This window comes from Paraburkholderia sp. BCC1886, from assembly GCF_900996245.1.
Lineage (GTDB): Bacteria > Pseudomonadota > Gammaproteobacteria > Burkholderiales > Burkholderiaceae > Paraburkholderia.
Genome location: NZ_CAAJGK010000063.1, coordinates 181,757 through 201,869, shown reverse-complemented (window position 1 = coordinate 201,869; position 20,113 = coordinate 181,757). Strand labels below are relative to the sequence as shown.

Here is a 20,113-nt window from a genome sequence, read left to right as displayed (position 1 = left end):
CGAAGCCGTTAAGCCGCAAGGCCATGAAACCAGGCTGGGCACTGACGCAGCGTGCCCACGGTGTATGGTCTGAGCGAACGCCGCCGGGGCATCCGCCGCGTCCACGAACGCGCCACTCTAGCGCGCGCGGCTTCTGCCCGGCAAGTCGGCCGGTTGGCCAGAAGCGCGCCACATCGGTCCTGTGGGCAACGCCCAGCCTGTGGATAACTTTGTGGAGAACCTGCCACCGAATCGGTCGGAAGCGCCGTTGGATGCGGCCGGTATCGGGCATCGTCCGTATTATCGAGATGCAAACTCCATATAAATCAAAGACATGCTTCGACTTTCCGTGATCCTGCGGGCGCGCCGGCCGACACTGCGACACTAACCCCCAGCATGTGGACACTTTTAACATTTCCGCGTTTGCTGCCCCGCCGCGCTGGACGCGGATAGCCACTCGGTCTATCGTCTGTCCGGCCAGTCACAGACATCCCCCGCATGAATTCCGAAAATCCGTTTGCTTCGTCGGCTCAGCCCGGCGGTGAAGTCGTCGTTCCCGTTTCCGCGCTCAATCGTGCCATCGGCTCGATGCTCGAGCGCTCGTTCCCGCTCGTGTGGGTCGCCGGTGAGGTGTCGAACTTCACGCGCGCCGCGAGCGGACACTGGTACTTCTCCATCAAGGATGCGCAGGCGCAGATGCGCTGCGTGATGTTTCGCGGCCGTGCGCAATACGCCGAATTCACGCCGCGTGAAGGCGACCGCATCGAAGTGCGCGCGCTGGTCACGATGTACGAGCCGCGCGGCGAGTTGCAGCTGAATGTCGAAGCGGTGCGTCGCACGGGTCAGGGGCGGCTCTACGAAGCGTTCCTCAGACTGAAGGCGCAACTCGAAGCCGAAGGGCTCTTCGCTGCCGGGCGCAAACGCGCGTTGCCCTCGCATCCGCGTGCCATCGGTATCGTCACGTCGCTGCAGGCCGCCGCGTTGCGCGATGTCCTGACCACGCTGTCGCGCCGCGCGCCGCATATTCCGGTGATCGTTTATCCGGCGCCCGTTCAGGGCGTGGGTGTGAGCGACAAGCTCGCCGCGATGGTCGATGCGGCCAACGCGCGTCGTGAAGTGGATGTGCTGATCGTCTGCCGCGGCGGCGGTTCGATCGAAGATTTGTGGGCGTTCAACGAAGAAGTGCTGGCCCGCGCGATTGCGCAGAGCGCGATTCCGGTAGTGAGCGGCGTCGGTCACGAAACCGACTTCACGATTGCCGATTTCGCCGCCGACGTGCGTGCGCCGACACCCACGGGCGCTGCCGAACTGGTAAGCCCGCAACGCGTCGAATTGCTGCGCGAACTCGATCAGCGGCATGCAACGCTCGCACGAGGTTTCGGCCGCATGATGGAGCGCCGTGCACAGCAACTCGACTGGCTCTCACGCAGACTGGTTTCGCCTGCCGAGCGTCTCGCGCGTCAACGTACCCATTTGCAGCAACTGAGCGTGCGCCTCGCCTCCGCGGGCACGCGACCGGCACGCGATGCACGAGCGCGATTTTCGCTGTTGCAGATGCGCTGGCAACGTTGGCGTCCCGATCTCAACGCGCATCGCGCGAAACTCGAGACGCTGTCGCAGCGTCTCGATGCAGCCGTGTTGCGTCAGCACGAGCGACAGAGCGCGCGTATCAGCACGCTCGCCGCGCGGCTCGACGTGTTGAGTCCGCAGCGTACACTCGAGCGTGGTTATGCCGCCGTGCTCGATGCACAAAGCGGTCGTGCAGTGCGCTCACCGTCGTCGCTGAAACCGGGGCGACGTCTGACCGTGCATCTCGCGGAAGGCGCAGCGGACATTGCATTGGCAGATGTGCAACCACGCCTTACCGATGGTTTCTGACACACTGCCGACACACGTCGGCATGTGGTCGATCGACGGTGTTTCCGTGCATGAAGCGGAGCGGGCACACGACGTGCGCACCGTCTCGTTGCGCTTCATTTGAAGTCGCGTGGATGATGGCGTCGACCACCTCGTCGAGCACCGCGAAATCCGCGTCGCGCATAATGTCCGTTGGTTTGCGGGGTTTTTCCAACTCGCCTACAATCGGGTGCTCTAAAGCATCATCCGCAGACTCCCCCACAACATAGACAGATATAAGGAAAGCACCATGGAACATACGCTCCCGCCGCTGCCGTTTGCAAAGAATGCTCTGGCTCCGAACATGTCGGAAGAGACGCTCGAGTATCACTACGGCAAGCATCATCAGACCTATGTGACTAACCTGAACAATCTGATCAAGGGCACGGAATTCGAAAGCCTGTCGCTCGAAGAAATCGTCAAGAAAGCATCGGGCGGCGTGTTCAACAACGCAGCTCAAGTGTGGAATCACACGTTCTTCTGGAACAGCCTGTCGCCGCAAGGTGGTGGTGCGCCGACCGGCGCATTGGCCGACGCCATCAACGCCAAGTGGGGTTCGTTCGACAAGTTCAAGGAAGAATTCGCCAAGACCGCAGTCGGCACGTTCGGCTCGGGTTGGGCATGGCTGGTGAAGAAGGCCGACGGTTCGCTCGACCTGGTGTCGACGAGCAACGCTGCCACGCCGCTCACCACGGACGCAAAAGCACTGCTGACCATCGACGTGTGGGAACACGCGTACTACATCGATTACCGCAACGCACGTCCGAAATTCGTCGAAGCGTACTGGAACATCGTCAACTGGGAATTCGCGTCGAAGAACTTCGCGTAAGTTGCCAGAGGTAGTCAAGCGCAGCGACTACCGCTGTAGCTGCAGTCTCAAGAAAGCCCTCCAGAGCGAGGGCTTTTTTTCGTTCTCACGAAACGCATGGATTCAAACGAGTAAGTAAAAAGAAATTTAAATGTTTGCGTATTGTATGGTTTACACCGATTTATAGGAAAACGAACAGAAAGGAACATGATTTCGTTGTTTTGATTTCGTTTCGGAACCCGCGCACGCCCGCATACGCACTCGAACAAAGGAGAGCGATTTGGTCCTGGAACTGGAGCGGGTGACCGTCGTATCGGGCGCGCAAACGCATTTGTACGGCGTCGATCTGCGGCTCGTGCCCGGTGCGATCAACGTGTTGCTCGGGCCTACGCAGGCCGGCAAAACCACGTTGATGCGCGTGATGGCCGGACTCGACCGACCGGCCTCGGGCCGCGTGCTCGCCGACGGCCTCGACGTCACAGGCGTGAGCGTACGGCAGCGCAACCTCGCAATGGTGTATCAGCAGTTCATCAACTATCCGGTCATGACGGTGTTCGACAACATCGCCTCGCCGCTGAAGCTTCAAAAGACGTCGGCCGGCGAAGTGAAGCGCCGGGTTCACGAAGTCGCCTCCAAACTTCATATCGAGCATCTACTGCAGCGCAGGCCCGGCGAACTGTCCGGTGGCCAGCAGCAGCGTTGCGCACTGGCACGCGCACTGGTCAAGCGATCGTCGCTGGTCTTGCTCGACGAACCGCTCGTCAACCTCGACTACAAGCTGCGCGAAGAGTTGCGCGTCGAACTGGCAACCCTATTCGCGGATGGCAAGACCACTGTCGTCTATGCAACCACCGAGCCGCTCGAAGCGCTGCTGTTGGGCGGCTATACGGCGATCGTCGACAAAGGCCGCGTGCTGCAGCAAGGTCCGACGCTCGACGTCTACAACGCGCCGGCGAACGTAGCCGTCGCCACCGTATTCAACGATCCGCCGATGAACATGCTCGTGAGCGACATTACCGCCGACGGCATCGCGCACTTGCCGATCGGTATCGATCTGCCGCTCGAACGCGTCACAGGGCGGGAAGCGGTGGACACGCGAGCATTGCAGCACGACGCGGCTTTACGGATCGGCATCCGGCCCGGCCATCTGCGCCTCGCACCGCGCAGCGCGCAGGCCGTCGCGGTGTCGTGCCGGCTGGAACTCGCCGAACTGAGCGGCTCCGAAACCTATCTGCATCTCCATACGCGAGACGGCGGCGTGGATCTCGTCGCGCAACTTCAAGGCGTGCATCAGATCGATCTCGGCACGCAACTCGACGTCTACATCGACCCCGACGAGCTGTTCGTATTCGGCGCGGATACGAAGCTGGTCTCGGGCCCGGAGGCCGTTCATGGCGCGCATTGAATTCCAGCAACTCGCGCACGCGTATGGTCCGAACCCCGCCACGCTGGACGACTATGCGTTGCAGCCCATGAGCATGGTCTGGGAAGATGGGGGCGCCTATGCGCTGCTCGGTCCATCGGGTTGCGGCAAGTCGACGCTGCTCAACATCGTGTCTGGTCTGGTCACACCCTCCGAAGGCCGGGTGCTGTTCGACGGGCGCGATATCACCGGGTTGAGTCCGCGCGAACGCAACATCGCGCAAGTGTTTCAGTTCCCCGTGATCTACGACACGATGAGCGTGTTCGACAACCTCGCGTTTCCGTTGCGCAATCGCAAAGTGCCTGCACGTGAAGTGAAACAGCGCGTTCACGAGGTGGCGGAGATACTCGACATGACGCGCGAGTTGCCGCGCAAAGCGAGCAACCTGTCGGCGGATGCGAAACAGAAAATCTCGCTCGGTCGCGGCCTCGTGCGCAAGGATGTCGCGGCGATCCTGTTCGACGAACCGTTGACCGTGATCGACCCGCACATGAAATGGATCTTGCGGCGTCAGTTGAAGAAGATCCATCAGCAACTGAAACTCACGTTGATCTACGTCACGCACGATCAGGTGGAAGCACTCACGTTCGCCGATGAAGTCGTGGTGATGACGAACGGCCGCGTCGTGCAGAAGGGCGGTCCGGACGCGTTGTTTTTGCGGCCCGATCATGCGTTCGTCGGGTATTTCATCGGCAGTCCGGGCATGAACCTGTGCCCCGTCGAGCTGAACGGTCACGGCGTGAAGATCGGCACACAGCAGATGCAGGTCGATCCCCGCACGCTCGAGACGCTCAGGCATGCAAGCGGTGCATTGAAGCTCGGCATCCGCCCGGAGTTCGTGAGCGTGGCGAGCGGCGAGCAAGCCGGCGCGGTGCAAGCCGGCGCGGTGCAGACCGGCGCGGTGCAAGCCAGGGTGCTGCGCGTCCAGCAGCTCGGCAACTATCAACTGGTCACCGCGCAATGCGACGGTCATGTGTTCAGAGCGAAGGTGGAGCCGCACCAGCGCATCGATGCCAACGACGCTACCGTCTGGCTCAAGCTCGTGACGCCGCAAACCGTCTTTTTTAGTAACGACGAAAGGATCGCGTGATGAACAAGCCCGTGAACCAGAAAGCGTGGCTGCTGGTCGTGCCGGTATTCATCTGCGTGGCGTTCTCGGCGATCCTGCCGCTGATGACGGTGGTCAACTATTCGGTGCAGGACATCATCAGTCCGACGCAGCACGTATTCGTCGGGACCGAGTGGTTCCGCGCGATCATCAACGACGACGATCTGCGTGGCGCACTCGGCCGGCAGATCGTCTTCTCCGCCTGCGTGCTGCTGTTCGAAATTCCACTGGGTGTCGGGCTGGCACTGGCCATGCCGGTCTCCGGATGGCGCGCGTCGGCGTCGCTCGTCGTGCTGGCCATGCCACTCCTGATTCCGTGGAATGTCGTCGGCACGATCTGGCAGATTTTCGGTCGCCCGGATATCGGTCTGCTCGGCTATACGCTCAATCATGCGGGCTTCGACTACAACTACACCGCGAGTCCCACCGCGGCATGGATCACGGTGCTCGTGATGGATATCTGGCACTGGACGCCGCTCGTCGCATTGCTCGGCTATGCCGGTTTGCGGGCCATCCCTGCGGCGTTTTACCAGGCCGCCGAGATCGACGGCGCGAGTCGCTTCGCGGTATTCCGCTATATCGAGTTGCCGAAGATGCGCGGTGTCCTGATGATCGCAGTGCTCCTGCGCTTCATGGACAGCTTCATGATCTACACCGAGCCTTTCGTGCTGACGGGCGGCGGTCCAGGCGATTCGACCACGTTTCTCTCGCAGTATCTGACGCAAAAGGCGGTCGGCCAATTCGATCTGGGCCCGGCTGCAGCGTTCTCGCTGATCTACTTCCTGATCATCCTGTTGCTTTGCTTCATCCTCTACAACTGGATGGAGCGCGTCGGCAAGGGCGGTTCCGCCGCGGCGTCGCCGGGAGCGGGAGACGACCATGCGCAATAACCGCTGGATGCGCGTTCTCGTGCTGACGCTGTACATCCTGTTCGCACTGATCCCGCTGTACTGGATGCTGTCCATCTCGCTGCGCACCAACGAAGAAACGATGTCGGCATTTGCGATCTGGCCGCATCACGTGACCTTCGCCAACTACAAGGTCATCTTCACGGACCCGTCGTGGTACTGGGGCTACATCAACTCCATCGTCTACGTGCTGATGAACACGGTGATGTCCGTGCTGGTCGCGCTGCCCGCCGCCTATGCGTTCTCGCGCTACCGCTTTCTCGGCGACAAACACATGTTCTTCTGGCTGCTGACCAACCGGATGACGCCGCCGGCGGTGTTCCTGCTGCCGTTCTTCCAGTTGTATTCGAGCGTCGGTCTGATGGATACGTATATCGCAGTCGCGCTCGCGCACATGCTGTTCAACGTACCGCTCGCGGTGTGGATTCTCGAAGGCTTCATGTCGGGCGTGCCCCGTGAAATCGACGAGACCGCTTATATCGACGGCTATACCTTCCCCGCCTTCTTCGTGAAGATTTTCCTGCCGCTGGTCAAATCCGGTGTCGGCGTGACGGCGTTCTTCTGCTTCATGTTCAGCTGGGTCGAATTGCTGCTCGCGCGCACGCTGACCACCGTCAACGCCAAGCCGATCGCCGCCGTGATGACGCGCACGGTATCGGCGGCAGGCATGGATTGGGGCGTGCTGTCGGCCGCGGGTGTGCTGACCATCGTGCCCGGCGCGCTCGTCATCTACTTCGTGCGCAACTACATCGCGAAGGGCTTTGCGATGGGGAGAGTGTGATGCTCACGTGGATGTACTGGACCCCCGAAGTCGCCATCTTTTTCGGCTGCGTCGTCGTGATGCTCGCCGGCATGACCGTGTGGGAAATCCGCTCGCCGACCGTCGAGCGCAAGGGCTTCCTGCCGATCGGCACCACGCGCGGCGACCGGCTGTTCATCGGATTGCTGGCGGCCGCCTACGTGAATCTCGCGTGGATCGGCCTGAGCGCGGAAAGCGCCAGCGCGTGGCCCGGTTTCGCCGCGTCGATGCTCGTGCTGGGCCTCGTCATGTGGAAAGGCTGACCGGCGCCGCGTCCTCGATGTTTTTGCTTATCTGGACAGACCGGTTCCGTTAATGCCCCGGGCGGAGCTGGCAGTCGATCCAAAAGGGGACGTAGACAGAGGAACAGGAGAGAGTCATGCAACGAAGGAGACGCATCATCGCGCTCGCGGTGGCGAGCATCGTCGCGGGCGGCCTGACGAGCCACCTCGCGATAGCCGGCACGCCTGAAGCGCAGAAGTGGATCGACAGCGAGTTCCAGCCGAGCACGTTGACGAAGCCGCAACAGATGGACGAGATGAAGTGGTTCATGGACACCGCCGACACGCTGAAAAAAGCCGGCGTGAAGGAAGTTCACGTGGTGTCGGAAACGCTGGACACGCACATGTACGAATCGAAGACCCTCGCGAAGGCATTCACCGAAATCACCGGTATTTCGGTCAAGCACGACATCATTCAGGAAGGCGATGTCGTCGAGAAACTGCAGACGTCGATGCAATCCGGACAGAGCATTTACGACGGCTGGATTTCCGACTCCGATCTGATCGGCACGCACTACCGTTACGGCGTGATCATGCCGCTGTCCGACTACATGGCCGGCGAGGGCAAGCAGTACACGAACCCGGGGCTCGACATCAAGGACTTTATCGGCACGAGTTTCACGACGGCGCCCGACAAGAAGCTCTACCAGTTACCCGACCAGCAGTTCGCCAACCTCTACTGGTTCCGGGCGGACTGGTTTGCGCGCAAGGACCTGCAGGACAAGTTCAAGGCGAAATACGGTTACGAGCTGGGCGTGCCGGTCAACTGGTCGGCGTATGAGGACATCGCGGAGTTTTTCACCAACGACGTGAAGACCATCGACGGCGAGAAAGTCTACGGCCATATGGACTACGGTAAAAAAGATCCGTCACTCGGCTGGCGCTTTACCGATGCCTGGCTGTCGATGGCGGGCGAAGCGGACAAGGGTATTCCGAACGGCATGCCGGTCGACGAGTGGGGGATTCGCGTGACGCCGGACGGTTGTCATGCGGTGGGCGCCTCGGTCAGTCGCGGCGGCGGCACCAATAGCCCGGCGGCGGTATTCGCGACCACCAAGTACATCGACTGGCTGAAGAAATATGCACCGCCCGAAGCCTCCGGTATGACGTTCAACGAAGCAGGGCCGGTGCCGGCGCAAGGCAAGATCGCGCAGCAGGTGTTCTGGTACAGCGCGTTCACCGCGTCCATGCTGAAACCCGGCAACGTCACCAACGCGGACGGCACGCCGAAGTGGCGGATGGCGCCGTCGCCGCATGGTCCGTACTGGAAGGACGGCATGCAGAACGGCTACCAGGACGTCGGCTCCTGGACCTTCTTCAAATCGACGCCGCCGAACCAGCGTGCCGCCGCGTGGCTCTATGCGCAGTTCGTCACGTCCAAAACCGTGTCGCTGAAGAAGTCGATTACCGGGCTCACGTTCATTCGCGACTCCGACATCCATAGCGATTACTTCACGAAGAACGCGGACAAATACGGCGGGCTGATCGAGTTCTACCGAAGCCCGGCGCGCGTCGCGTGGACGCCGACCGGCAACAACGTGCCGGATTATCCGAAGATGGCGCAGTTGTGGTGGAAGAATGTCGCGACCGCGGTGGCGGGCGAAAAGACGCCGCAGGCCGCAATGGACAACCTGGCGAAGGAGATGGACCAGGTGCTGGGCCGCTTGCAGCGCGCGGGAATGAAGGTTTGCGCGCCGGAACTGAACCCGGAAAGCGATCCGTCGAAATGGCTGTCGGATCAACATGCGCCGTGGAAGAAGCTGGCTAACGAAAAGCCGAAGGGCGAGACGGTCAAATACGACCAGCTGCTCAGTGCGTGGAAGCAGGGGAAGGTCAGGTAGGACGACGGCGGGGCGGTCTACGGGCCGCCCGCCGTTGCGGTGCGGTGACTGATTCGCCTTCGCAACTTTTTTGTCACAGTTGGTAACCGCCACCCATCGAAACCCGCTTGCGCGTGTCCAAATGTAAATGGAAAAAGATCCGGTAACTGTCTCGTAACCACGGCTCGCGTCGATAGGCCTAACGTTAGCTTCCCATTTCATGTAACCCGCGCTCTCATGAATTCACGTCTTCAACCCCTACGCGTCGCCCTGCCGCTCAGCCTCGTTGCGCTCGCCATTCTCGGCGGCTGCGCGGTGATGCCGCCTAGCGGTCCGTCGATCGTCGCGCTGCCGCGTAGCGGCGAGCCGCTCAACCAGTTCCAGCAAGACGATTATTCCTGTCGCGACTACGCGAATCGCTCCACCGACCCGGCGGGTGCGTCGCAAGCCGCCACCAACAATAGTGTGAACAGTGCAGCGCTGGGTACGCTCGGCGGCGCAGCCGTCGGCGCGCTGATCGGCGCGGCGGCCGGGAATGCCGGTGCGGGCGCGGCGATCGGCGCGGGCAGCGGTTTGCTGCTCGGCAGCGCGAACGGTGCCAACGGCGCGCAATACTCGGCCGACGGCATGCAGGCACGCTATGACGCGGCCTACGCGCAGTGCATGACGTCGAAGGGCAATACGATTTCGCAGCCGCAGCAGATGTATGCGCCGCAACCGGTGTATGTCGCGCCGGCACCGCGCTATTACGCGCCGCCGCCGCCGGTCATGTACGCACCGTATCCGTATTACTGATTGGTCTGAGCCAGTATGGAAACGGCGTCGTGGCCGCTAACAGCCCAGCGGCACACGAAGCCTGACGAAGCGCAGCTTTATTCCGCGTCGTTCGCGGTGCTCGCTTTACGCGGACGGCGGCTACGCGACGCCGTTTTGCGAGCGGTCTTTTTAGCGGGCGCAGGCGCGTCGTCATCGGCATAAGCTACCGGTCTTGCCTCTGCCACGACAGGCACATTTGTCGACTCGTCGGGCGTCGGTTGCGCTGTCTTCTTTGCCTTCTTCGCCGCCGGCTTACGCGGTGCGCGTTCCTTGCGGTGACGTGACGGCGTGTCGTTCGTTTCCAGCGCCTCTTCATGAGCGACGATCACCGGTTCTTCGGCCGCCGCCTCGCGCAGGCTCTCGGTTTCGTCCCACACAGGCTGCGCCTGTTCGAACTCGTCCGCGTTGCCTGATGGCGAGTGTTCGCGCCCATACTCGGGTTGCGTCCACTCACTTGCGCCATTCGCCGCGACAGTCTGCTCCTGGTGAACCGGCTCCGACTGATTCCGTCCCGACGACTTACGATTGCCGCGCCCGCGCCGCCGCGACTCGTGCTTGCCACCGGACTCCACCGAAGCCGCCACCGCCGCGTCGGCCACCTGGGGCTCATCGCCCGAACCACTCATCTCCACCGACTCGACGGACTCCATCGCCTCGCCCGACGTATCGCCGGTTACGGTAGCGCCCGTGCTGCGATACACATAAGCGCCGGACTTCTCGTCGCGGCCGAATTCCAGCAAGCCGCGCGCTTGCGCTTCTTCCAGCAGATTGCCGAACGCGCGAAACCCGTAGTACGTTTCGTTGAAATCCGGCTTGCGACGCTTGATCGCATTCTTCAGCACCGACGCCCAGATCTTGCCGCCGTCGCCACGTTCAGAGGCGAGCGCGTCGAACGTCTGCACGGCGATTTCGACAGCCTTGGTGCGGCGCTTTTCGATATCTTCCTTGTGGCTTTTCTTCTCTTCGTCCGGCGCGCGTTTGGCGGCTTGCTGCGCTGCCGGTTGCGGACGCGACGGCTCGCGTTTGGTGACGGTGCGTTGACTTTCGCGCACCAGGTCGTCGTAGAAGAAAAACTCGTCGCAGTTCGCGATCAGCAGGTCGGAAGTGGATTGCTGCACGCCGACGCCGATCACCTGCTTGGCGTTTTCGCGCAGCTTCGACACGAGCGGCGAGAAATCCGAATCGCCGCTGATGATGACGAAGGTATTGACGTGCGATTTGGTGTAGCAGAGGTCGAGCGCGTCGACCACGAGCCGGATGTCGGCGGAATTCTTGCCTGACTGGCGCACGTGCGGAATTTCGATCAGTTCGAAATTGGCCTCGTGCATCGCGCCTTTGAAACTCTTGTAGCGATCCCAGTCGCAGTAGGCCTTCTTGACGACGATGCTGCCTTTGAGCAGCAGACGTTCGAGCACCAGCTTGATGTCGAACTTGTCGTACTTCGCGTCGCGCACGCCGAGCGCGACGTTTTCGAAGTCGCAGAATAGCGCCATGCTGACGGTTTCGTTGGATGACGCCATGTATCTCTCCATTGAAGCGGTTCGTCGGACTCGACGAATCGCGACCATGATAGCGACTCCAGCGAAAACGATCGCGTTTTCAACTACGGTGCGCGGCGACTTCCCAGTTGATGTCCACGCACAGCACCTGCGTGCCGTGCGGCGTATGCGCCGCGATCGACGCGGTCACGCACAGATGCGCTTCGTTGATCGACAGATACGGCGGCGTGAGATGCACCTGACCCGGCACACGCATCGCCTGGATGAAATACGGCCGGCGTTCCCAGCTCGCGCCTTCCGAATGCAGGAGCGGACGGAAGCGTTTGGCGCGTTGCGATGCGCGTCCCGGCGGCAAGACGTTGTCGCCGATCTGCCGGCCCGAACCGTCGAGCACGAAACAGCGCGCGGTTTCGCCGAGCGTCAGCAGCGGCGCGGTGGCTTGCGTGACCGACTCGCCGGCGATGAGTTGCAGAGCCGCCGTCTCCAACGCCTTCACGTACGGTGCGAGCCGCGCGGCTTGCGAGCGTTCGCGCGTGGCGACCCGTTCACGCAGCGCCGCGGACAGCGAATCCATCAGTCCGGCGGCCGCCTGCGGCTTGACCGGCTCGACGCTCGGGCCCGCGAAGTACGCGCCCTGCACGAAATCGACATTGCATTCCAGCGCGATCAACGCGTCGCGCTCGGTGCTGAGGCCGCCCATCAACACGAGTTGCCCGGACTCGTGCAGCAGCGAAACGAGGCCCGGCAACACGCGTTCGATATGCGAATGCTCGCTCGCCTGCGCGAGGATGCAGCGGTCGAGCGTGACGATGTCCGGCCGCAGATTCCACACGCGGTCGATGTTCGAATGCTTCGCGCCGAAGCCGTCCAGCGCGATCAGAAAACCGGATTTGCGCAGCGCGTCGATGATTTCGGCGAACCGTGTGGTCTCGCCGCCGGCCTGTTCGGAGACTTCGAGCACCACGCGCTGCGGCGGCAAACCGAGCGCCTTGAGGCCGGCGAGCAGGGCGTCGCCGTAGCTGGTGTCCATCAACGCGGCGGGGTGCAGGCTCAAAAACAGCCATTCGTCGTGGCTGTCGAACGCGTTGAAATTGCCCAGATGCAGCGATTCGGCCAGCCGGCCGAGTTCCAGCAGATCGCCGCGGCGCGCGGCTTGTGTGAAGACTTCGTGCGAGGGGACTTGCACCGCATGTTCGTCACGCGCCCGCAGCGAGGCGTGATAGCCGATGGCGCGACGGTGCGAGACCGAGAAAACCGGCTGGAACACGCTGAATACGGTGTAGCCGCCATACAGGACGGTGCGTCGCGAGCCCTCGTCGCCGGCCATCGGGCGGGGCGGCTGGAAGCCGGGAGGATCGAGGTCGATCATGCTCATGATGTCGGTCGTGTGAGAGTGGCGGCGCGCTTGCCGGCTCGGCACGAGCGGCTTGCGTAAAACGTGAGTTTACAGGATAGCCGAGCAAGAACTATGCGCATGAGGATGGGCGCCGATCGCACGCTCGCGCATGGCTGGTTGCGGTAGCGAGGCCTCGGCACGCGCAGGAAGGCGACGATTCGCACAGCGCTGGTGCGAGTCGCGCCCCGCCGCGGGTCGTGCGGCGCGCACGCGCTCACGTGCGTTCGGACGGATCGGTCTTCTTCGCCGGGGTGCGGATGTCCGGCGACAGTTGCGCAAAGATCCACGAGGTCCCTGCCGTAATAATGCCGACACACAGGAACGTCGCATGAAAAGCGGGCAGCGAATTCGCCGCGGTCACGCGCGGCAGCAGGCCGGTGAACGTTGCGAGCAGTGCGCCGGCGACCGTCACGCCGAGACTCATCGACAGCATCTGGACTAGCGAGAACAGGCTGTTGCCGCTGCTCGCGCCGCCGGTGCCGAGGTCTTTCAGCGTGAGCGTATTCATCGCGGTGAACTGAATGGAATTGACGCCGCCGAAGCACGCGAGTTGCACGAGCCGCAGCCAGAGCGGCTGGTCCGCGCTGGTCAACCCGAAGCTCGCCATGAACAGGCCGACCAGCACCGTATTGACGATCAGCACTCGCCGGTAGCTGTACTTGACGATCAGAAACGTCACGAGGCGTTTGGACGCCATGCCCGCGGCGGCGACGGGCAGCATCATCAGGCCGGCTTCGAATGCGCTATAGCCGAGACTCACCTGCAATAACAGAGGCAGCAGATACGGCATCGCGCCGCTGCCGATCCGCGCGAACAGGTTGCCGAGCAGGCCGACGCTGAACGTGTGAATTCTGAAGAGATCGAGCGAGAACAGCGGCTGCGGTTCGCGCACCGCGTGCAGGCCATAGGCGACGAAGCAGGCGAGGCTGAGAATCAGCAGCACAAGCACCGTTGCGTGCTGAATGCCGAGTTCGCTGCGCCCGTCGAGCGCGAACGAGATGGCCACCATGCCGACCACCAGCAGCAGGTAACCCTTGAGATCGAACTTGCCGACATGGGTATTGCGGCTGTCCGGCATGAAGATGAACGTCGCGATACAGCCGACAATGCCCACCGGCACGTTGATCAGAAAGATCCAGTGCCACGACGCGATTTTCACTAGCCAGCCGCCGAGCGTCGGGCCGATCAGCGGTCCGATCAGCCCAGGAATGGCGACGAACGACAGCGCCGACAGATAGCGTTCCGCCGGGAAAGTGCGCAGGACCGCGAGCCTTCCCACTGGCAGCAGCATCGCGCCGCCCACGCCCTGGGCAATCCGGAACGCCACCAGCTGATTCAGCGTATGGGCATTCGCGCAGAGCAGCGAGCCGACCGCGAACACCAGAATCGCGCTGAAAAACACCCGCCGCGTGCCGAGCTTGTCGGCGAGCCAGCCGGATACGGGAATCATCACCGCCATCGTCAGCGAATAGGCGATCACCACCGACTGCATGCGCAAGGGCAACTCGCCGAGACTGGTGGCCATCGCCGGGAGCGCCGTATTGACGATGGTCGAATCGAGCGTCTGCATGAAGAAGCCGGTCGCCACCAGCCACAGCATCACGGTCAGCGAGCGGGCGGAAGGCGTGCGGGACGGCTGAGCGGACGGCGTGGGCGAGATGGGGGAGGTCGGCATGAGTGGCGGCTGGCGCGCGCGGACGGGGAGAGACTGGCTATTCTAGGGAAAACGCTGTGGCATGCCCAGCAATTAGCCGATCGGGCCGGGCAGCGCCGCCGCCGCATGGAAGAACGCCTGAGCCCGTGGATCGTTGCCGAACGCGGCATGAATGCGAATCCACGGACTGACCTCGGTGTTGGGCCGGAAATAGCTGCCGGGCACGACGGTGACGCCCAGCGGGATGCCGCATTGGACCAGCCGCCCGGCGTCCTCCACGTGCGGCACGCGCGCCCAGACGAACTTGCCGCCGACGGGCTTTTCGAACAGTTCCCAGCCGGCGTCTTCGAGTGTCTGGATGGTCGAGCCCAACGCGTCGCGCATCCGGCGGCGCAGCCGGTCCAGGTATTTGCGGTACGCGCCGCGCTCCAGCAGCGAGACCGCCACCGCTTCGACGAAGCGCGAGCCGCCGATGCTGGTCAGCATCTTGATGTCGACCAGATCCTTGATGATCGCGTGACTGGCCACGATGTAGCCGATCCGCAGCGACGACGAGAGCGTCTTCGACAGGCCGCCGACGTAAATCACGTGTTCGAGCTGATCGAGTGTCGCGAGCCGGTCGGTGACGTCGCTCTGAAAGTCCGCATAGATATCGTCTTCGATAATCTTGAAGCCATGCTCGCGCGCGAGTTGCAGCAGGCGGAACGCGACCGGCGGCGCCACCGTCGTGCCGGTCGGGTTGTGGAACACCGTGTTGATGAACAGCAGCTTCGGCCGATGCAGCTTCAACTGCGCCTGCATCACCTCCAGGTCCGGGCCGCTATGCGTGCGCGGAATGCCGATCAGCTTCACGCCGTGCAGTTTCAGCAGGCCGTAGAGGTTGTAGTAGCCGGGGTCTTCCACGAAGATCGTGTCGCCGGCCTTGAGCATGTAGCGCATCAGCAGGTCGAGCGCCTGGCTCGCGCCGTTGGTGATGAGAATCTGCGCAGCGTCCGCCTGAATGCCCAGTTGGCCGATGCGGCTTTGCAGATGCTCGCGCAAGGTCAGGTTACCGAGCGGCGTCGCATAGTCGATCATGCTGGCGGGGTCGGTGCGCGACACATGACGGATGGCTTGCGCGAGGCTGTCCATGTCGCGCCACGCTTCCGGAATGAAGCCGCTGCCGAGCTTCAGCGTCTCGCCTGGCTGATTGAACTGCTGCAGCAGATGTTCGGACTCGCCCTCGGCCCGGCGCGGGTCCGACGTGCCCTGACAGGTCAGGCCGACCGGCTGCCGTTCTGCGACATAAAAGCCCGAGCCGTGACGTGAATCCACGTAGCCGAGCGACACCAGCCGGTCGTACGCCTCGATCACCGGAAAACGGCTCACGCCGAAGTCCGCCGAGAACTGGCGGATGGACGGCAGCTTGGAGCCGGGGTGGGCGGCCCGTGAGCGGATCCACGTCGTCACGCCGGAGACGATCTGCTCGGTAAGCGGCACGCCGTTGTCCCGATCGAGCTGAATGTCGAGTCTCATAGTCTGTCTCCGTCAACTGTCCGGTTTTTCGACTGAACAGTTCCACCGAAAGTGTTCGGAACTGTGCATGGGTGGAAGATGATCTCACGTCAATAATCGCTGCAACAGAAATGATTTCTGACGGGAGAATGGCGATGCGTGAAGTGCGGATTTTCGAACTCGAACATGATGAGCCCGCGGCAGCCTGGCGTGTCGCGCGCCCGTCGACTTTCAAGGTGATCTCCGGCGAAATCTGGCTAACCGTTCAGGGCGACAGCGAAGATCACTGGCTGGCGACCGGGCAATCCATCGAGTTGCCGCGCAACGCGGTGGCGTGGATTAGTGCAGGACGGGCCGGCGCCCGGTTCGCGTGGGCGAGCGGCTCGGATAAAAGCATTGTGCGGCCGGTGCGCAGTCTGCCGGTATTGCGCTGGTTGGGCGTGGCCTGAGCGAAGGCTTTGATCCAGGCATCGACGGCGAGCGGCGTGAACCGCACCGACTCGCTGAATTGAATCAGCTATCTTCCCTGTAGTCCCCGATATAACGCGCACGCGGCCGTATCAGTCGCCCGTCGCGCGTCTGTTCCATCGCATGGGCGATCCAGCCCACCACCCGGCCTACCGCGAACAGCGTGAAAGCCGCGCCGGACGGCAATCCCAATACCCGCTCGATAGCAGCCAGCGCGAAATCCAAAGTGGGTTCCGCGCCCGTGGTGTCGTGAACCGCCTGTGCCAGCGCGAGCACGTCACCGAGCGGTGAACGGGCCGGCGCACACTCGGCCAGCAGCGCCAGCAGTACGCGTGCGCGCGGATCGCCCTGCGGATAAAGCGGATGACCGAAGCCCGACAGCACCGGTCCCGGCGCACGCTGTTCGTGTTGGGCTAGCCGGTTCGCCAGATAGCGGTCGAGGTCGGGCGCGCGCGCGGCTTCCTCGAACAGGGCGGCGACCCGCACCGTCTCGCCGCCATGCCGCGGGCCCGCCAGCGCGGCCAGGCCGCCCGCCACCGCGCCGAACAGATGGGTTCCCGTCGACGTGATGCAGCGCACCGTGAAGGTCGACGCGTTCAGCTCATGGTCCGCACACAACACCAGCGCCGCGCGCAACAGGCTCGTTTGCTGCCGGTTGCGAACCTGCCACGCCGCGGCCAGTTGCCGATGCATGGGTTCGCTGGTCGGCACGACCGAGATCATCGCGGCGGCCAGCAGACGCATCACCGCACACGCGTTGTCGAGTTGCGCATCGGCGCCGAGCGCCCACACGCGCGGCAGATGCGAAGCGGCAGCCGGCAACAGCACCAGCGCGCGATCGACCGGCGTGCTGTCGCTCCACAGCTTGAGCCATGCGGACCACTGAGCCGTACCAAGCGGCATGGCCGCCGACTCGGTCACGCGCTTTACGCTGCATTCCCACAGCAACGCCGCAATCTCTTCAAGCGTGGCGCGCTGCGCGAGCGTTCCGGCATCGTGTCCGCGATACAGCAGGCGACCGTCGGCAACCAGCGTGATCGACGATTCGAGCACCGGCACGCCCCAGTCCAGCACCTTTTGCGCGACCTTGCCGGCGCGCTTGCCGTCGGCCTTGCGGCGTGCAAGACGCCGGACCTCGGCGGCGTCGTAGAGACGGTGCTTGCCCTGTGGGTGGGGCGCAGAACTCAGCATGCCCCGGCTCACGTACGCGTACAGCGTGGGCAGGCTGATGCCGAGCGCGGCGGCGGCTTCTGACGCGGTGAAGAACGAGGAAGTCGGCATGAACGGTTCCCGGTGGCAAAAAATCAATATGGGTTGATTATCATAATCAAGATTGATTCCAGCAAAGAGGAATTCTAGACTGCGTTCACTTTCTTCTTTCGGAATACCTGTCATGACGCCTGAACTCGCGCTCAAACAGCTTTGGACTTTGGCCGGCTGCGACCCGACCGCGCTGCACGCTCTGTCGTTTTCCGGCGCCGAACCGGGCTTGCCTTCGGTTTATCACGTGGGCGCGCTGGCGTCGGCGACCATCGGCGCGACCGGTCTGGCCGCAGCCGAATATCACCGGCTGCGGACCGGCCGCAGACAATCGGTCGGCGTGGAGATGCGGCGCGCCCTGGCGTCGTTTCGCAGCGAGCGCTATCTGCGTATCAACGACGGGCCGCCGCCCGCGTTGCGCGATCCGATCATGGGCTTCTACGAAACGCGCGATGGCGGCTGGATTCAACTGCACACGAACTTCCCGCATCACCTGCAAGGCGTGTTGAAAGTGCTCGGCGCGTCGAACGATCACGCGTCCGTCGTGCAGGCGATTCGCGGCTGGGACGGCGCCACGCTCGATCAGGCGCTGGCCGACGCGGGTCTGTGCGCGGCACTGATCCGCTCACCCGACGAGTGGGCCGCGCACGAACAGGCACAGGCGATTGCGAGCCTGCCGCTGTTCGAGATCGAGCGCATTGGCGATGCGCCCGCCGAGCCACCCCGTCGCGACGACGCCTCGCGGCCGCTCGCAGGCGTGCGCGTGCTGGACCTGTCACGCATCATCGCCGGGCCGGTCGCGGGGCGTGCGCTGGCGCAGCATGGCGCCGACGTGTTGATGATCAACGGTCCGCATCTGCCGAACATCGCGCCGCTCGTGATCGACAACAGCCGCGGCAAACGGTCGGCCGTGCTCGATCTGCGCGATGCGGCGCAGCGTGAGCGCCTGCTGGGACTCGTGCGCGACGCGGATGTGTTCCTGCAGGCGTATCGCCCCGGCGCATTGGCCGCGCGGGGGCTGAGTCCCGAAGCACTGGCGCAGGTGCGGCCCGGCATCGTGTATGTGTCGGTCTGCGCATACAGCCATGCGGGACCGTGGGCGCAGCGACGCGGCTTCGACAGTCTGGTGCAGTCGGCCAGCGGGATTGCGTGGACGGAGCGTCGAGCCGCCGGTTGGGACGAGCCCAAACATCTGCCGTGTCAGGCGCTCGATCATGCAACCGGTTATCTGGCCGCGTTCGGTGCAATGGTCGCGCTGGCGCGACGCGCGACCGAAGGCGGTAGCTGGCATGTCCGCGTGTCGCTCGCGCAAACCGGGCGCTGGTTGCAATCGTTCGGTCTGATCGAGGACGGCTGGAAGGCGCCGGACGTCGGTATCGACGACGTGCGGGATTGTCTCGGCACCGTGCAATCGGAGTTCGGCAGCGTGCTGGGCGTGTTGCCCGCCGAGCAGATGGAGGAGACACCCGCATACTTCGGCCTGCCGCCGTCGCGCGTGGGCGCGCACGACGCAAGCTGGGCGTGAAGCCTTCGTGTGTTACTTGCGCAACTCCGCGACGAAGTCGTAGTAGTCGTTGCGGCAGTAAGTGTCGGTCAGTTCGATGGCCCGTTGATCCGCCGTGTAGCCCACGCGGGTAATCAGCAGTAAAGCCTCGTTCGGGACGATATTCATCTGCTGCGCAATTTCCGCCGTCGCGTTGACCGCGCGAAAATGCTGCAATGCCCGCACGATCGTCAGGCCGCGATTTTCCAGGTACGTATAAAGCGAATCGCCGATTGCATTGGGATCGGGAATCACGGCGGCGGGGAAGGTGGAGTTCTCCACGGCCATCACGATGCCGTCCGCGAGCCGCAGGCGGCGCAATCGGGTGACCGCCGCTGCCGGGGACAAGCCGAGCTGGATCACTTCATCGCGATTGGCCGGCATGATCTCGCGCGACAGCCATTTCGAACTGGGCTTGAAGCCGCGCCGCCGCAGCATTTCACTAAAGCTCGACAGTCGCGACAGCGGATCTTCGTAGCGCGGCGTGATGAAACTGCCCGCGCCTTGCGTGCGCCGGATCAAGCCCTGTTCGACCAGCAACGCGATCGCCTTGCGCGAGGTGATGCGCGAGACGCCGAGCGCTTCGGACAGCACACGCTCCGACGGCAATGCCTCGCCGGCGTTCCAGCGGCTTTCGTGAATCGCGGTGCCGAGCTTGCGGGCCAGTTGCAGATAAAGCGGCGTGTCGTTTTCCGGGTCCGGGCGCAGGTCGCGCCAGCGGTCTTCCGAGGCAGAGGTCATGGGACTCAGGCAAGAGGAGCAAGCGGCAATTCTATGACATCGGGGCGCTGCGTTATAGCGAACGTTTGCCCTGAGGCGGGTAGCCTGTGCGTCGCGGCGCTAAACTCGACACTCGACTTTGCATGGAAAGCGGTGCGTCAAACCGTGCGCGGCGTCCGTGCAGAAATTCGTGACGGCGCGCGGCGCATTTTTTGCGACCGCTCCAGCACATCGAGCCACT

17 protein-coding genes are annotated in these 20,113 nt (G+C 63.2%); 11 read left to right on the top strand and 6 right to left on the bottom strand.

Annotation, left to right across the window (positions count from 1 at the left end; all coding sequences use genetic code 11):
• Positions 1 to 477 precede the first annotated feature (477 nt).
• The 9 genes from xseA (at position 478) to FQ746_RS23050 (ending at position 9,817) form a co-directional block, all read left to right on the top strand.
• Positions 478 to 1,857: an exodeoxyribonuclease VII large subunit gene (xseA, locus tag FQ746_RS23090; protein WP_144111947.1), complete on the top strand. Its 1,380-nt coding sequence runs from the start codon at positions 478 to 480 to the stop codon at positions 1,855 to 1,857.
• Positions 1,858 to 2,125: 268 nt separating this feature from the next.
• Entirely contained in the window at positions 2,126 to 2,704 is a 579-nt protein-coding gene (gene sodB / locus FQ746_RS23085; RefSeq protein ID WP_144111946.1) for a superoxide dismutase [Fe], read from the top strand.
• A 259-nt stretch (positions 2,705 to 2,963) separates the two neighbouring features.
• Entirely contained in the window at positions 2,964 to 4,088 is a 1,125-nt protein-coding gene (locus FQ746_RS23080) for an ABC transporter ATP-binding protein (RefSeq protein ID WP_144111945.1), read from the top strand.
• Positions 4,075 to 5,196, top strand: coding sequence for an ABC transporter ATP-binding protein (locus FQ746_RS23075; RefSeq protein WP_144111944.1), 1,122 nt, complete (start codon positions 4,075 to 4,077; stop codon positions 5,194 to 5,196). Before FQ746_RS23080 ends, FQ746_RS23075 begins: the two co-directional genes overlap by 14 nt.
• Positions 5,196 to 6,104, top strand: a complete 909-nt coding sequence (locus tag FQ746_RS23070; protein ID WP_144111943.1) for a carbohydrate ABC transporter permease — start codon at positions 5,196 to 5,198, stop codon at positions 6,102 to 6,104. The genes FQ746_RS23075 and FQ746_RS23070 overlap by 1 nt, the downstream gene beginning before the upstream one ends.
• Positions 6,094 to 6,903, top strand: a complete 810-nt coding sequence (locus tag FQ746_RS23065; RefSeq protein WP_144111942.1) for a carbohydrate ABC transporter permease — start codon at positions 6,094 to 6,096, stop codon at positions 6,901 to 6,903. Before FQ746_RS23070 ends, FQ746_RS23065 begins: the two co-directional genes overlap by 11 nt.
• The gene (locus FQ746_RS23060; RefSeq protein WP_144111941.1) at positions 6,903 to 7,184 is read left to right on the top strand and encodes a DUF2160 domain-containing protein; all 282 of its coding nucleotides are present in this window, start codon (positions 6,903 to 6,905) and stop codon (positions 7,182 to 7,184) included. The genes FQ746_RS23065 and FQ746_RS23060 overlap by 1 nt, the downstream gene beginning before the upstream one ends.
• A gap of 116 nt (positions 7,185 to 7,300) precedes the next feature.
• Complete coding sequence (locus FQ746_RS23055; RefSeq protein ID WP_144111940.1) at positions 7,301 to 9,043, top strand: ABC transporter substrate-binding protein; 1,743 nt, start codon at positions 7,301 to 7,303, stop codon at positions 9,041 to 9,043.
• Between the two features lie 216 nt (positions 9,044 to 9,259).
• A complete protein-coding gene (locus tag FQ746_RS23050; protein WP_144111939.1) occupies positions 9,260 to 9,817 on the top strand; it encodes a glycine zipper family protein in 558 nt (185 codons plus the stop codon).
• Between the two features lie 77 nt (positions 9,818 to 9,894).
• On the opposite strand, the gene FQ746_RS23045 is transcribed toward FQ746_RS23050, so the two are convergent.
• The 4 genes from FQ746_RS23045 to FQ746_RS23030 form a co-directional block, all read right to left on the bottom strand.
• Positions 9,895 to 11,358, bottom strand: coding sequence for an NYN domain-containing protein (locus FQ746_RS23045; protein ID WP_144111938.1), 1,464 nt, complete (start codon positions 11,356 to 11,358; stop codon positions 9,895 to 9,897).
• 79 nt (positions 11,359 to 11,437) lie between these two features.
• The gene (locus tag FQ746_RS23040; RefSeq protein WP_144111937.1) at positions 11,438 to 12,712 is read right to left on the bottom strand and encodes an EAL domain-containing protein; all 1,275 of its coding nucleotides are present in this window, start codon (positions 12,710 to 12,712) and stop codon (positions 11,438 to 11,440) included.
• Between the two features lie 235 nt (positions 12,713 to 12,947).
• Complete coding sequence (mdtD, locus tag FQ746_RS23035; protein ID WP_144111936.1) at positions 12,948 to 14,408, bottom strand: multidrug transporter subunit MdtD; 1,461 nt, start codon at positions 14,406 to 14,408, stop codon at positions 12,948 to 12,950.
• 72 nt (positions 14,409 to 14,480) lie between these two features.
• Positions 14,481 to 15,902 carry a PLP-dependent aminotransferase family protein gene (locus FQ746_RS23030; protein ID WP_144111935.1) on the bottom strand — a complete coding sequence of 474 codons (1,422 nt, stop codon included), beginning with the start codon at positions 15,900 to 15,902 and terminating at the stop codon, positions 14,481 to 14,483.
• A gap of 134 nt (positions 15,903 to 16,036) precedes the next feature.
• Here FQ746_RS23030 and FQ746_RS23025 point away from each other — a divergent pair, with 134 nt between their 5' ends.
• Positions 16,037 to 16,330 (top strand): DUF2917 domain-containing protein, encoded by a 294-nt coding sequence (locus tag FQ746_RS23025; protein WP_144111934.1) that lies wholly within the window; start codon positions 16,037 to 16,039, stop codon positions 16,328 to 16,330.
• A 64-nt stretch (positions 16,331 to 16,394) separates the two neighbouring features.
• Here the strand turns inward: FQ746_RS23025 and FQ746_RS23020 are convergent, their stop codons facing one another.
• Complete coding sequence (locus tag FQ746_RS23020; protein ID WP_144111933.1) at positions 16,395 to 17,630, bottom strand: citrate/2-methylcitrate synthase; 1,236 nt, start codon at positions 17,628 to 17,630, stop codon at positions 16,395 to 16,397.
• A 112-nt stretch (positions 17,631 to 17,742) separates the two neighbouring features.
• On the opposite strand from FQ746_RS23020, the gene FQ746_RS23015 reads away from it, so the two are divergent.
• Positions 17,743 to 19,134 (top strand): CoA transferase, encoded by a 1,392-nt coding sequence (locus FQ746_RS23015; protein ID WP_144111932.1) that lies wholly within the window; start codon positions 17,743 to 17,745, stop codon positions 19,132 to 19,134.
• Positions 19,135 to 19,146: 12 nt separating this feature from the next.
• Here FQ746_RS23015 and FQ746_RS23010 read toward each other — a convergent pair whose 3' ends face one another.
• A complete protein-coding gene (locus FQ746_RS23010; protein WP_144111931.1) occupies positions 19,147 to 19,893 on the bottom strand; it encodes a GntR family transcriptional regulator in 747 nt (248 codons plus the stop codon).
• Between the last annotated feature and the right edge of the window lie 220 nt (positions 19,894 to 20,113).

Bases quoted from the DNA above. Each gene is read 5' to 3' on its own strand.
- FQ746_RS23075 (WP_144111944.1), top strand. From the start codon at position 4,075: ATGGCGCGCATTGAATTCCAGCAACTCGCGCACGCGTATGGTCCGAAC.
- FQ746_RS23020 (WP_144111933.1), bottom strand. From the start codon at position 17,630: ATGCCGACTTCCTCGTTCTTCACCGCGTCAGAAGCCGCCGCCGCGCTC.
- FQ746_RS23045 (WP_144111938.1), bottom strand. From the start codon at position 11,358: ATGGCGTCATCCAACGAAACCGTCAGCATGGCGCTATTCTGCGACTTC.
- mdtD (WP_144111936.1), bottom strand. From the start codon at position 14,408: ATGCCGACCTCCCCCATCTCGCCCACGCCGTCCGCTCAGCCGTCCCGC.
- FQ746_RS23030 (WP_144111935.1), bottom strand. From the start codon at position 15,902: ATGAGACTCGACATTCAGCTCGATCGGGACAACGGCGTGCCGCTTACC.
- xseA (WP_144111947.1), top strand. From the start codon at position 478: ATGAATTCCGAAAATCCGTTTGCTTCGTCGGCTCAGCCCGGCGGTGAA.
- sodB (WP_144111946.1), top strand. From the start codon at position 2,126: ATGGAACATACGCTCCCGCCGCTGCCGTTTGCAAAGAATGCTCTGGCT.
- FQ746_RS23025 (WP_144111934.1), top strand. From the start codon at position 16,037: ATGCGTGAAGTGCGGATTTTCGAACTCGAACATGATGAGCCCGCGGCA.
- FQ746_RS23065 (WP_144111942.1), top strand. From the start codon at position 6,094: ATGCGCAATAACCGCTGGATGCGCGTTCTCGTGCTGACGCTGTACATC.
- FQ746_RS23060 (WP_144111941.1), top strand. From the start codon at position 6,903: ATGCTCACGTGGATGTACTGGACCCCCGAAGTCGCCATCTTTTTCGGC.
- FQ746_RS23055 (WP_144111940.1), top strand. From the start codon at position 7,301: ATGCAACGAAGGAGACGCATCATCGCGCTCGCGGTGGCGAGCATCGTC.
- FQ746_RS23010 (WP_144111931.1), bottom strand. From the start codon at position 19,893: ATGACCTCTGCCTCGGAAGACCGCTGGCGCGACCTGCGCCCGGACCCG.
- FQ746_RS23015 (WP_144111932.1), top strand. From the start codon at position 17,743: ATGACGCCTGAACTCGCGCTCAAACAGCTTTGGACTTTGGCCGGCTGC.
- FQ746_RS23040 (WP_144111937.1), bottom strand. From the start codon at position 12,712: ATGAGCATGATCGACCTCGATCCTCCCGGCTTCCAGCCGCCCCGCCCG.
- FQ746_RS23050 (WP_144111939.1), top strand. From the start codon at position 9,260: ATGAATTCACGTCTTCAACCCCTACGCGTCGCCCTGCCGCTCAGCCTC.
- FQ746_RS23070 (WP_144111943.1), top strand. From the start codon at position 5,196: ATGAACAAGCCCGTGAACCAGAAAGCGTGGCTGCTGGTCGTGCCGGTA.